11 protein-coding genes are annotated in these 13056 nt (G+C 66.4%); 4 read left to right on the top strand and 7 right to left on the bottom strand.

Annotated features, from left to right (window positions below):
- Positions 1-3: 3 nt before the first annotated feature.
- Positions 4-1098, bottom strand: coding sequence for a galactose-1-phosphate uridylyltransferase (gene galT, locus AC3A6F_RS03275; RefSeq protein ID WP_487678548.1), 1095 nt, complete (start codon positions 1096-1098; stop codon positions 4-6).
- Positions 1099-1502: 404 nt separating this feature from the next.
- Positions 1503-3032 carry a dipeptidase gene (locus AC3A6F_RS03270; protein WP_487678547.1) on the bottom strand — a complete coding sequence of 510 codons (1530 nt, stop codon included), beginning with the start codon at positions 3030-3032 and terminating at the stop codon, positions 1503-1505.
- A 125-nt stretch (positions 3033-3157) separates the two neighbouring features.
- On the opposite strand from AC3A6F_RS03270, the gene AC3A6F_RS03265 reads away from it, so the two are divergent.
- The gene (locus AC3A6F_RS03265; protein ID WP_487678546.1) at positions 3158-4024 is read left to right on the top strand and encodes a pirin family protein; all 867 of its coding nucleotides are present in this window, start codon (positions 3158-3160) and stop codon (positions 4022-4024) included.
- On the opposite strand, the gene AC3A6F_RS03260 is transcribed toward AC3A6F_RS03265, so the two are convergent.
- Together AC3A6F_RS03260 and AC3A6F_RS03255 are read right to left on the bottom strand one after the other, a co-directional pair.
- Positions 4010-4387, bottom strand: a complete 378-nt coding sequence (locus tag AC3A6F_RS03260; protein ID WP_487678545.1) for a hypothetical protein — start codon at positions 4385-4387, stop codon at positions 4010-4012. The genes AC3A6F_RS03265 and AC3A6F_RS03260 overlap by 15 nt on opposite strands.
- Positions 4388-4422: 35 nt before the next feature.
- Positions 4423-4821 (bottom strand): hypothetical protein, encoded by a 399-nt coding sequence (locus AC3A6F_RS03255; protein ID WP_487678544.1) that lies wholly within the window; start codon positions 4819-4821, stop codon positions 4423-4425.
- Positions 4822-5229: 408 nt separating this feature from the next.
- Between AC3A6F_RS03255 and AC3A6F_RS03250 the strand changes: the two genes are divergently transcribed.
- Entirely contained in the window at positions 5230-6267 is a 1038-nt protein-coding gene (locus AC3A6F_RS03250; RefSeq protein ID WP_487678543.1) for an asparaginase, read from the top strand.
- Positions 6268-6397: 130 nt separating this feature from the next.
- Entirely contained in the window at positions 6398-7999 is a 1602-nt protein-coding gene (locus AC3A6F_RS03245; protein ID WP_487678542.1) for a methyl-accepting chemotaxis protein, read from the top strand.
- Between the two features lie 173 nt (positions 8000-8172).
- Here the strand turns inward: AC3A6F_RS03245 and AC3A6F_RS03240 are convergent, their stop codons facing one another.
- Positions 8173-9030 carry a hypothetical protein gene (locus tag AC3A6F_RS03240; RefSeq protein WP_487678541.1) on the bottom strand — a complete coding sequence of 286 codons (858 nt, stop codon included), beginning with the start codon at positions 9028-9030 and terminating at the stop codon, positions 8173-8175.
- 129 nt (positions 9031-9159) lie between these two features.
- Between AC3A6F_RS03240 and AC3A6F_RS03235 the strand changes: the two genes are divergently transcribed.
- Complete coding sequence (locus tag AC3A6F_RS03235) at positions 9160-10038, top strand: hypothetical protein (RefSeq protein ID WP_487678540.1); 879 nt, start codon at positions 9160-9162, stop codon at positions 10036-10038.
- On the opposite strand, the gene AC3A6F_RS03230 is transcribed toward AC3A6F_RS03235, so the two are convergent.
- Positions 9939-10628, bottom strand: a complete 690-nt coding sequence (locus AC3A6F_RS03230; protein WP_487678539.1) for a fumarylacetoacetate hydrolase family protein — start codon at positions 10626-10628, stop codon at positions 9939-9941. The genes AC3A6F_RS03235 and AC3A6F_RS03230 overlap by 100 nt on opposite strands.
- Before the next feature lie 68 nt (positions 10629-10696).
- Complete coding sequence (locus AC3A6F_RS03225) at positions 10697-12925, bottom strand: hybrid sensor histidine kinase/response regulator (protein WP_487678538.1); 2229 nt, start codon at positions 12923-12925, stop codon at positions 10697-10699.
- Positions 12926-13056: the final 131 nt, after the last annotated feature.

Here is a 13056-nt window from a genome sequence, read left to right as displayed (position 1 = left end):
CCGTCATGCGGCGTCCTCCAGGTTCACTTCGACCTGCTGCAATTCATAGGCCGTGGTTTCGGGCAGCACGTCCATCGCGAACATGCCGGCCGCCAGCTCGGTGCCGGCCAGGTATTTCAGGCGGTCGCGCGTGCGGTAAGGCGGATAGAACTGGGCGTGCAGCTGGGTTTCCGGGTGCTGCGCACCGTCGGTCGGGGCCTGATACCAGGCCATCAGGTAAGGGAAAGGCCGGTTCCACAGGGTCTCGTACTTGAGCAGCACGGTCTTGAGCGCGCGCGCCAGTCCTTCGCGCTGCGGCGGCGTGAGCGCGGCGAAATCCTTGCACGGCGCGGTCGGCATCACCCACACCTCGTAGGGATAGCGCGCGCAGGCCGGCACGAAGGCGATCGCGTAGTCGTCCTGGTACAGCACGCGCCGGCCGTCGGCGGCCTCGTCGCGCGCCATGTCGCACAGCAGGCTGGCGCCGTGCTGCAGATAGTATTCGCGCTCCTGCGCCAGCATGCGCGCCGGCACCGCCGGCACGAAGGGATAGGCATAGATCTGGCCATGCGGATGGTGCAGGGTCACGCCGACCTCGGCGCCGCGGTTCTCGAACGGCAGCACATAGTGGATGTTCTGGTGGCTGCCGATGCGCGTGGTGCGATCGCCCCAGACCTGCAGCAAGAGCTCGATGCGCGACAGCGGCAGGTGGGCCAGCGCCGCGTTCGGGTCTTGCGTGAACACCACCACTTCGCAATGGCCGTTGGCCGGCGCGGTCGGCACCGTCGCCAATGGCGGATCGTGCGACTCCAGCGCCAGCGAGGGAAAGCGGTTGTCGAATACGGCGATCTCGTAGTCGCCGGCCGGCATCTCGGTCGGATGTTCCGCGTCCACGGTTGGCGCCAGCGGGTTGTATTGCGGCGGCGGCTGGTAGGTGCGGTTCTGGCGAAAAGCGGCATAGGTCACCCACTCGCCGCGCAGCGAATGCCAGCGCAGGTGCGGATTCGCATGCTGCGGATCGGGGAACGGGCTGGTCGCAACAATGCCGTCCGGAATCGGCACATTGCTGTACAGGGTGAGATTACGTCCGTCCGGTTTCTTGAGTTCTTTACTATGCATGGCAACAGTTCAGGTTCGGTCAATCGGGCGCGAGCGTGCACGCCGAATGCCAAGACATCGGCGCGCTCGCGGCACGAGAAACCGATCCTAGCATGCTGTTTTCGCCACACTTTCCACCCAGAATTTGCGCACTTTCCAGGCGTCAATACTGCTGTGTCACAGGGGCGAGACAGCCATTGGCATACGGCGTGGATTGGCAGGGAGAGCGTCCGGACGAACGCCAACCGGCAGGATCATTGTAGTCCCGCACCTACGCAATAATTAGAATTTTTTACACATTTTGGCAAGAAAAACGCCTACCTGCCCATCGTAGGCAAAAGCGGCGTTTCAAAGCAAGGGGGAGGTCGGGAGACAACCGGCCCGGAGCGCCGGGCCGGCGGAGATGGCAGGCTTACCTGATCGGCTTACTTGGCCAACTCGACCAGCACCGCCGTATACATCTGCAAATTCAACAGCAGCTGCTTGGTGGTGATGAATTCGTGTTCCGAGTGCCCGGTGTACTTCTGGCCCGGCATCGATGGACCGAAGCTGACCGCGTTCGGGAACAGGCGCGAATTGGTGCCGCCGCCGATCGCCACCGGCCTGGCGTCCTTCATGCCGGTGAAATACGAAAAGGTCGACAACAGGGTCGGCACCTGCGGCGCATTCTCCAGGATCCACGGCTCGCGCACGCCGACCTTGATGTTCGCCAGTGGCAGCCGGCGCGCCTGCCAGTCGGCCAGGGCGGCCTCGATCTCGGACGTCAGCTGCGCGGTCGACTTGCCGCGCGGCCGGCGCACATTGATCGCGACCTCGATGCCTTCATCCAGCTGGCGGATCACGGTCGGCTTGAAAGTCATCGGCCCCATGAAGCTGTCGCGGTAGGCGATCTTGCCGAACTTCTCGCCGTGGTAACCGGTGCCGACCAGGTCATTCAGGTAGTTCACCACGCCGCCGGCCACCGTATTCGGCCAGCTGCGCACCGCCAGCGCGTCGGCCAGCATGCTGACCGCGTTCACGCCTTCCTGCGGCTTCGACGAGTGGGCCGACACGCCCTTCGCAATCACCTTCAGGTTCGCGCCCTGGCGCTCGAAGGTGTAGCGCATGCCTTCCTGCGCGGCGGCGCGCGCGCGGATCTGCTGCTCGATCTCCGGCGTGGCATTGGCGAGCAGCGCCTCGGCGTCTTCGGGAATCTGGGTATTGAAGGAGCCGCCCCTGAATTCGGCGATCTGCGCTTCACCGGCTGCGGGAATCGCGGCGCCGACCTTCGGGATCGTCACGGCCACCGTGCCGCCGCCCTTTTCCGCCGTCACCACCGGATATTCGGCGTCGAGCGTGATGCTCATTTGCGGCGGCACGTGGGTCTTGAGGAATTCGGTCAAGGGTCCCCAGTCCGATTCCTCGCCCATGTACACATACAGTTCGATGCGCTTGTTCAAGGGGATCTGGCGGTCGCGGATCGTCTTCATCGCATACAGCGCGGTGGCGATCGGTCCCTTGTCGTCCTCGGCGCCGCGCGCGATCAACTTGCCCGGCTCGCTCGTGCGGTCCAGCACGAACGGCGACTTCTTCCATTTGGCCGGATCGACCGGCTGCACGTCGCCATGGGTCACGATGCCGACCCGTTCGCTGCCCTTGCCGAGACCGACGATGACGGTCCAGCCATGGTCCTGGTAATCGAGGCCGAGGCGCTCGGCCTCCTCTTTCAATGCGGCCTTGAACGCGATGTGGACCGGGTTCTTGTCGGACGGGTCGCGGGCATCGGCCACCGTATTGAAGCTGACCAGTTTGGCCAGGGTGTCGACCACGTCGTTGCGGTAAGTCTGGACCGCATACTTGGCGGCGTTGACGGCGGTCTCGCTCGGGGCCGTCGCCGATGCGGCGGTGGGGGCGGCGGATGCGACGGTAGTGGTCCACGCCAGCACCAGGCTGGCAAGCAGGGCTTTCTTGTACATATGGTGCCGGTCTCCAGAAGTCAGCGCAAGGTTGCAAAAGCGCAAGGAGTCTAGCACAGGCATGTGTGCACCCGAACCACGTTTTCCGCGTATCGTTACGCGCTTCGACCAAGAGAAAACGCGCCATGACCGACAAGACCATCCGCCGCCTGCACCCCGCCCTGCGCGACGACATCGGCGACCTGTTGACGCAGCGTCCCGTACCCTCGAACCAGCTCGAGCAGATCGATCCCTTCCTGTTCCTGAACCATCACGGCCCGCAGGTCTACGGGCCGCACAACCGCGGCCTGCCGTTCGGACCGCATCCGCATCGCGGCTTCGAGACGGTCACCTTCATCGTCGACGGCATGCTGGCGCACCGCGACAGCTTCGGCCACGAAAGCGTGATCCACGCCGGCGGCATCCAGTGGATGACAGCCGGCAGCGGCATCGTGCACGCCGAGGTGTCGCCACGCGATTTCCTGGAACAAGGCGGCCCGCTCGAGATCCTGCAGCTGTGGGTCAATCTTCCGTCGCGCCTGAAGATGAGCGCACCCGCATACACCGGACTGCAGCGCGACCAGATCCCCGCCCTGGCGCTCGACGACGGCAAGGTGACCATGAACCTGATCGCCGGCCAGTGGGAGACAAGCACGGGACCGGTGCGGTCGCTCACCGGCGTGTTCATGAGCACGGTCGCGATGCAGGCCGGAGGAAGGTTGACGGTGGCCGGCCTGCATGGACGCAACGTGCTGCTGTATGTGGTGCGTGGACGCATCGGTGTGGGCGATCACTGCGATCTCGTCAACGCTTACCAACTCGTGGAACTGGATGAAGACGGCGACGCCCTGGACATCAGGGCCGAGGCCGATACGCTGCTGCTGTTCGGCCATGCCGAACCGATCCGCGAACCGGTGGTGGCGCACGGCCCCTTCGTCATGACCACCCGCGACGAGATCGTGCAGGCGATCGCCGACTACCAGGCCGGGCGCTTCGGTTCAACGCAGGCTTGAAGCCACCCTGCGTTCGGGCCCGCTCTTGAGCACCACTGCGTGGGGGTGCGGGCCGCCTTCGAAGTTGAGGCTCAAGTCGCTACCTACCGCCTCGAAACGGTCGTCGCCGATGTGGACGATCTCGACCGGCCCGGCGCCGACGTCCACATACAGCTTGCGGCTCCGTTCGCTCACGCGCAGGATGCGGCCGTCGTCGAGCCGGTAGACGCCCTGCATGCGCTTGTTCATCAATGGATCGAGATAAGACTTCTTCGCCTGGACGGCCTCGGCGCCGCCGCTGTCGGCGGATGCGGCCGGCGCGGCGAGAGCGGGCAGCGCCGCCAGGGCCGCTGCGGCAAGCAAGGCGAGATGCTGGATACGCATGGTGCTTCTCCTGTCAGGTCGGGTGAGCAAGCGGATCAGCGCTGGGTCGCCGCCAACGCGCGGTTGCCGGCTTCGCGCACGTACACGGTATGCGCCGCGCGCTCGCCCTCGAAGCGCATGTTCAGGTCCTTGCCTACTGCGACGAAGCGCTTCTTGCCGACGTGGATGAGTTCGACCGGGCCGTCGCCCAGGTCGGCGTACAGCGCGCGCTTGCCGTCCTCGATCTTGCCCTTGACCTCCAGCACGCGGCCATCCTCGAGCGCATATTCGCCCTGCACGCGGTCGTAGGCGAACGGCGGCATGCGCACCTGCTGATGGGAGCTGCGCACTTCCACCACTTCCTTGCCGGCGCCCTGCGGGGCGGCAAGGCTGGGCAGCGACAGGGTGGCGGTGGCGGCGGTGATGGCGAACAGGGCGATGTGCTTGATGCGCATGATGTCTTTTCCTTTCAGGTCGGATGCGAGAGAAGAACCGGTGCGGCAAGCGTTCGATCGCTCATGAAGAGGCCGCGTGGTTCACATGTTTCGTCGTCGCCAGGGCTGCTGTTTGTCTGGCGATGAATCCAGTCTAGCCAGACTTCGCGCGCACTCAAGCGGCAGTGGGACGAAGCGCTGAAACGCGCGATGAAATGCTGAAAACGTGAAGTGAACGGGAGGTGCATATGCGTGTCGTTCGTACACGTCTGCACCCCGTCTGCATGCGTGTTTCCAGGCTTTTTTCGAGGCCGGTTACCTGTGCATGTCGAAGCTCGACGGGACGTGAATGGCGCCCTGCCAAGCGTGTGTCTGTATTGCGTACGGATGCCGTACATTAGCGCCATCGACAACGAACCAGACCAACCCATGCAAGCGATCCCCCTCGTCGCGACCACGCGCGGCTATCCCGACTCCGGCAACGTGATCGAGAACGTCCACTGGGGCTCGGTCGCCGTGGTCGACACCCGCGGCCGGCTGTTGTGGTCGGCGGGCGACCCGGACTATCCCACCTTCACCCGTTCGGCGCTGAAACCGTTCCAGGCCCTGCCCTTCATCCTGTCCGACGGCCCGGCGCGCTTCGGCCTCACGCAGGACGAAGTGGCGCTGCTGTGCGCCAGCCATTCCGGCGAAGACATCCACCTCGAGGGCGTGCGCGCGATCCTGGACAAGATCGGCCTCGACCCCGGCCACCTCGAATGCGGCTGCGCACAGCCGCTGCACTACGAGTTCACGGGATTGACGCCGCCGCCGGGTGCGCAATGGACGCCGCTGCACCACAACTGTTCCGGCAAGCACAGCGGCTTCCTGGCCTGGTGCCGCCTGCACGGCGCGCCGACCGCCAACTACGTCGACCGCGGCCACCCGCTGCAGCAGGCGATCCGCGCCGCGCTGGCCGATGCCGTGGGCCTGCCTGCGGAGGCCATGCCGACCGGGATCGACGGCTGCTCGGCGCCGAACTATGCGCTGCCGCTGTCGTCGCTGGCGCATCTGTATGCGCGCCTGGCGCATGGCAACAACGACCCGCAGCTGGGCGGCGCGATGGGCATCCTGGGTGAGGCCATGACGGCGCGGCCGGACATGGTCTCGGGCCAGGAGCGTACCGACCTGCACTGGATGACGGCCGGCGGCGGCGACTGGGTGGCCAAGATCGGCGCCGACGCGGTGCAGGCGATCGGCGTGCGCTCGGCCGGGATCGGCATCGCGATCAAGATTGCGGACGGCAACAGCCGCGCCCTGCATCCGGCCGTGTACGCCGTGCTCGACCAGCTCGGCCTGCTCGACGCAGGGCGCAAGGCCGCGCTCGAGCGCTACCGCCAACCTGCCATCAAGAATGCGCGCGGCACAGTGGCGGGCGATATCCGTCCCGTGTTCACACTGGAGGGAGCCGGGAAAGGCGGCGCGTGAAGCTGTGAATTCGCCGATTTAACATACGATGCGTCCATACAACAGCTAGCACATCGGGAGATTTCAATTTAGGTTTAAACAGGTGATACTTGCTTAGCGGAATTTTCCGTTTCTACGGGTTATTGACATCGTGTTAAAAAATCTACGCATCGGCTCGCGCCTGACGCTCGCGTTCGCCACGATCCTCGTTCTCTCCCTGGCCGGCACCGCCTTCGCGCTATACACCACGCGCAGCAGTGCCGAAGCCACCCACCAGATGATGCAAAAGCCCCTGGCCAAGGAACGCCTGGTTTCGGACTGGTATGTCATGACCTATTCGGCGATTGCCCGCACCTCGCTGATCGCGCGCAGCACCGACAGCACCTTGTCGACCGTGTTCGCCAAGCCGATCAAGGACAGCGTCACCGATACCACCGCGATTTTGAAGAAAGTCGAAGTCTTGCTCGACTCGCCCGAAGAAAAACAGACGCTGCAAGAGATCCTCGGCCTGCGCAAGCAATACCAGGCTGCCAAGGAAGTGGTGATGAACGCCCGCACCGCGGGCGACGCCGCCGGCGCCGAGCAGGCGTATGAGGCGGTCTTTAACCCGGCCGCTACCGCCTATGGCGCGCGGGTGCTGAGTCTGCTGCAGATCCAGCGCAAGGCAATCGACCAGATCGCGCTCGACATCGAAGCCGCGAACGAGCGCAGCACGCGCCTGGTCATCCTGCTGACCGTGCTGGCCACGGCGCTCGGCTCGGTGGCAGCCGTCATGATCACGCGCAGCATCACCCGGCCGCTCGACAGCGCCCTGGACGTGGCCAGGACGGTCGCGGCGGGCAACCTCGGCAATACCTTCGCGACCTACCCGAAAGACGAAGTGGGCGACCTGATGCGCGCCCTGGAAACCATGAACGGCGCGCTGGCCCGGGTCGTGGCCGAGGTCCAGCAAGGCACTACCGCCATCTCCACCGCATCGGGCGAGATCGCGGCCGGCAACCTCGACCTCTCGAGCCGCACCGAGCAGCAGGCCAGTTCGCTCGAAGAGACCGCGGCCTCAATGGAAGAACTGACGGCGACCGTGCGCCAGAATGCCGACAATGCGGTGCAGGCCAATGGCCTGGCCCAGGCGGCGTCCGAAGTGGCGGCGCGCGGCGGCGCCATCGTCGGCCAGGTGGTCGACACGATGGGCTCGATCGATGCCTCGGCGCGCAAGATCGTCGACATCATCGGCGTGATCGACGGCATCGCCTTCCAGACCAATATCCTGGCCCTGAATGCGGCGGTGGAAGCGGCGCGCGCCGGCGAACAGGGCCGCGGCTTCGCCGTGGTCGCGAGCGAGGTGCGCAACCTGGCGCAGCGCTCGGCCAGCGCGGCCAAGGAAATCAAGGGCCTGATCGGCGACTCGATGACCCAGGTGAATGCCGGCACGACCTTGGTGCAGCAGGCCGGCACCACCATGAACGACGTCGTGACCAGCGTGGCGCGCGTGACCGACATGATGTCCGAGATCACCTCGGCCACGCAGGAACAGCGCACCGGCATTCACCAGGTGAACGAGGCGATCACGCAGATGGACCAGGTGACGCAGCAGAACGCGGCGCTGGTGGAACAGGCCGCCGCGGCCGCGGCCAGCATGCAGGAACAGGCGGCGCGCCTGGCCGAGGTGGCGGCGGGCTTCAGGCTGGGCAATGCGGATGCGGCTGGGCAGCCGCGCCTGGCGCTGCGCAAGAGTCCGGCGCTGGCGATGTAAGGGATGCTGGCGCTCGGATCCTATAGCGCCGGTACCTTAGTCCGAAAAGCCCGCACGTCATTCCCGCGCAGGCGGGAATCCAAGGCCGTAGCGTAGTTGCCAGCTCAAGCTTCATTGGCCGAGCATGAAACTTGGATTCCCGCCTGCGCGGGAATGACTGTGAGTGGGCTGGCCTAAGCCGCCAGACGGCGCAGCATGGCAGCGATCGCGTCCAGCACAGCTGCGTCTTCCCAATAGTTTTCGTGCGATAGCGGATTCCAGCTGCGCGCCAGCAGGCTGCCTATGCCGCCACTGGCATTGATCGCGCGGTCCTCGACCAGGGCCCGGTAACCACCCGACAGCGGCTGCAGCGGCCAGCCCAGCACGTCGTCAGGATCGTAGAAATTGATCCACTTGAAGAGCGAGGTGGGCGGCGCGATCGGGATGATGTCCATCTCCTTGTGCGCTGCAACGAAGATCGGGATATTGCAGCCGGTGGTGACCAGGCTGGCGCAGGTGCCGCCGCCCAGGAACACGCGCTCGCTCGCGGTCAACGGGCGCCCCAGCGCGCCCGAGGCCCAGGCGTCGATGTTGCGCCAGATGCCGGCGCCGACCGGACTCCCTGCGGCCGCCTTCTGGGCGTCGTACAGATAGCTCGACAGCACTTGTCCACCCAGCGACTGGGCGACGAACACCACCGGCATGTCGGGGCGGGCCGCATGGCACGAGAGCAGCGCACTCGCGATCTCGCCCTGGGCCAGCTCATAGACCGAGCCGGGGATCTCCTTGCGGGTTTCCAGTCCGGCGGCGTCGCCCAGGCCGTACAGCACGAATTTACGCAAGGCGTCGTAGCGCACCTTGCCGCCGGCGGCCGTGCGCTCCCAGACCTGGCGCTGGTTCTCGTGCAGGATGCCTTGATAATAGACCGAGCGCATCGTCACCTGGGGCGCCAGGCCGCCCAGCCGGCTGCGCAGCTGCGCCATCAACCCGTCCGCATACGCGGGCAGTGTTTCCCCCATGCCGTGCACGGTGATCAATGCGACTTGAGTCATGGCCTTTCTCCTGGTGGATCTGGCGCAATGTGCGTCGATGTCACTAGCGTATCAAACTTTGCGTGCATTGATGCGTCTCAAAACGCTGGCAGAATGTCGAGCTTGTCGCCTTTTTCCCTTTCCTGCTCCATGGACAATCTTTTCGACCGTTATGCGGATGCGATCCGCAGGCTGGACCTGGCCGGCATCGCCACCCCGGCCGACATCCCGGAGCATTTCCTGTTGGCACAAGACGGGCGTTACCGCAGCTATTACATCCCGTTCGAATCGGTGAACCGCGCCGCGCGCGTGGTGGTGGTCGGGATCTCGCCCGGCTTCGTGCAGTGGAAGAATGCGATGCGCGAGGCGCAGCGCCAGATGGCCGCGGGCGCTTCAACCGACCAGGTGCTGGTGGCGGCGCGCCAGGCCGGCGCCTTCAGCGGCGCGATCCGGCCCAACTTCGTGGCCCTGCTCGATGCGATTGGCGTGCAGCGCTGGCTCGGCATCGCCAGCTGCGCCACCCTGTTCGGCCCCGATGCCGGCTTGGTCCACATCGGCGCCATCCTGCGCCATCCGGTCTTCGTCGACGGCAAGAACTACAGCGGCACGCCCGCCATGCCGCGCCACGCCTTCCTGCGCGAAGAAACGCTGCGCTACTTCGCGCACGAAGCGGCCATGCTACCCGACGCCCTGTACATCCCGATGGGGACCAGCGTCGGCGAAGGCCTGGACTGGCTGGCGGCGCAAGGCGTGCTGACTGCGAGCCGCATCCTGCACGGCCTGCCGCACCCGTCCGGCGCGAACGCCGAACGGGTCGCCTACTTCCTCGGTCGCAAGGACCGTTCCACGCTATCGAGCAAGACCAACGGCAAGCAGCTCGACGCGGCGCGCCAGGCCTTGCAGGCGCAGATGGAGAGGTTGATCGACGGTCAGCGGATCTCGAGTTCGAAGGTCTCGACGCCGTCGACGCCGCCGCGCACGCGGTCGCCCGGCTTGAGCGCCGCCACGCCCGACGGCGTGCCCGAATAAATGAGGTCGCCCGGCGCCAGCGTCACGAAGCGCGACAGGTAGGCGATCACGTCGGCGATCGGCCAGATCAGTTCATTGAGGCTACCCTCCTGGCGCAGGGCGCCGTTCACCTCGAGCCAGATGCGGCCTTCGGCGGGATGGCCCACTGCGCTCACCGGATGCAGGGCGCTGCACGGCGCCGAGGCGTCGAAGCCCTTGGCCATGTCCCAGGGACGGCCGGTGTCCTTGGCCGCCGCCTGCAGGTCGCGCCGGGTCAGGTCCAGCCCCACGCCATACCCCCACACCAGGTCGAGCGCGTTGGCCGGATCGACGTTGGCGCCGCCCTGGCCCAGCGCCACCACCAGTTCGATCTCGTGGTGCAGGTCGTCGGTCGACGGCGGATATGGCACCGCGCCGCTGGCCGGCACCACGGCGTCGGCCGGTTTGGTGAAGAAGAACGGCGGTTCGCGGTTCGGATCGCTCCCCATCTCGCGCGCGTGCGAGGCGTAGTTGCGGCCGACGCAGAACACGCGGCGCACCGGGAACCGGGCTTCGGAGCCGGCCACGGCCACCGATGGCGTTGCGGGAGCGGTGATGACAAATTCGGACATGCTCATCCTTTCATTGACGGAAGCACGATCATACTCCCGCCACGGACGGCCGTGGTCCGACGATCGATTCAGGCCGGCGCCATCGCCTCTTCGGATTCGGACGCCGACGCCGGCTTGGGGGTCGCGCGGGCCACATCTGCCTCCGCCTCTGCCTCCGCCACCGCCGCGAGGGCCGCACTCGACTCGAGGATCCGCGCCAGCGCCGTCATGTCGACCGGCTTGACCAGGTGGTGGGCAAAGCCCGCCTGCAGCGCCCGTTCGCGGTCCTTGGCCTGGCCGTAGCCGGTCACCGCGACCGGCACCGTGGCCGCCGTCTCGGGCAGCGACCGCAGCTCCTGGGCCAGCTGGTAGCCGTCGACATCGGGCAGGCCGATATCGATCAGCATCACGTCGGGCCGCTCGGCGCGCGCGCGGCGCAGGGCCGACTGGGCGTCGTATTCGACCGAGGTGGCATGGCCCTGCACCTGCAGCAGGGTGGACAGGCTGTCGGCGGCGTCGCTGTTGTCGTCCACGATCAGCACCCGCAGCTTGCGCTGCAGGACGGCGCGCGCGGCTTCCGGATCGCCCGGCTGCGCGTCACTGCCGTTGCAGGCGCCCGCCACGCAGGGCAAGGTCAGCGTGAAGGTGCTGCCGAAGCCCACGCCTTCGCTGTGCGCCGCCACCTCGCCTTCATGCAGGTCGACCAGGCGCTTGACCAGGGTCAGGCCCAGCCCCAGCCCGCCCTGCGAGCGCGCCAGCGTGCGCGCGCCCTGAGTGAACAGGTCAAACACGCTCGGCACCAGGTCGGGCGGCATGCCGGACCCGTTGTCGCGCACGCGCAAGACCATGCGGCCATCGACCGCCTCGAGCGCGAGCGTGAGCTGGCCGCCTTTCGGCGTGTACTTGGCGGCGTTGTTGACGATATTGGCCACGCTCTGCACCAGGCGCGTCTGGTCGCCACGCACCCAGACCGGCGCATCGGGCAGCTCCACCCGCACCTGGTGCGATTTCTCCAGCACCAGCGGGCGGGTCTGGTCGAGCGCCCCGGTCACCACCTCGCGGAAGTCGACCGTCGCCAGCTTGAGCTTGACCAGGCCGCGCGTCACGCGCGAGACGTCCAGCAGGTCGTCGATCAGGCGGCTCATGTGCTTGACCTGGCGGCTGATGATGGAACTGGTCTGGCAGATGCGCGGTTCGGTGGCGAACTGCATGCTCAGCAGGCTGGCCGAGCTGCTGATCGGCGCCAGCGGATTGCGCAGCTCGTGCGCCAGCATGGCCAGGAATTCGTCCTTGGTGTGGCTGAGGCGCTCGGCCTGCACCCGAGCCAGGCGCTCGCTCTGCAGCAGCGCGTCGCGCTCCAGCGCCGCATCGCGCAGGGTTGCCTCGAGGCGGGAGCGGCGCACCACCTCGCGCGTGTGGCGCGCCACGTCCTCGGCCATCGCTGTTTCTTGTTCGGTCCAGTGACGCGCGAACGGCTCGTGCAGGTAGAACACGGCCGACAGGCGCGCCTCTTCGATGATCGGCACGATCACCACCGCGCGCGCGCCGATGCCGGCATAGGCCGCGGCGCTCGGCGCCGAGCGCGCATCGGTCCGGACGTCGTCGATGCGCACGGTGCGGCCCTGGCGCAGCATGTCGGCGACCTCGGGACCAAAATTATCCAGGGCATGCGACATCCCGGCCAGGCTGGCCATGCGGCCCTCGGTCCAGTCGCGGTCGATGCTGACGGTGTGGCCGGCAGGATCGATCTCGCCATAGCCGACGCGCGCCACGCCCAGGGTCTTCCCGGTCATGGCGCTGGTGGCCTTCATGATGTTGACCGCGTCGTCCAGGCCGTCGAGGGTCTCGCCCAGCTTCTGGTGGAAGGCATGGCGGTGCTCGGACAGCACGTCCGACGTGGTTTCGGTGAGCACGCAATAGACGCCGGCCACCTGCCCCGCATGGCGCACCGGCGACAGCGAGACGGAAAAGAACCGCCGCTCGCGCTTGCCGTTGCGCTCGAATTCCATCAGGGCGTGCTGGAGCTGGGTCGCTTCGCCGGCCAGCACGCGTTCGAAATAGGGACGCAAGCGCTCCCACAGCTCGGGGCGCACGCTCGCATACGGCGCGCCGCGGGCTGCCGGGTGCTTGTCGCCGAGCAGGTCGGAATAGGCGTCGTTATAGAACAGGCGCAAGTTGTGGCCGATGGCCAGGAACATCGGGAAGCGCGAGGCCAGGATCAGGTCGCCAATGGCGCGCAAGCCCTCGGGCCAAGTGTCTGGCTCTCCCAGCGCCAGGCCGCCGACGGCCGCCGGCGGGAAACTGCTCAGATTGCTCATCAGGATTGCCCAGTATGGTTCTTGCAAAGCCGGCCGGGCTTAATACACTGGAACGTCTCCCCTCGCGTTCTTATTGCCCCGCCGCCAACATTTTCTTATTGCTGGGGATTATATAGAGCAAATTGATTGGG

It is taken from the genome of Massilia sp. Soil_C_3, assembly GCF_057657035.1.
The sequence above is the reverse complement of the archived record's forward strand: the minus strand, read 5'-3'. Positions and strand labels throughout refer to the sequence as shown.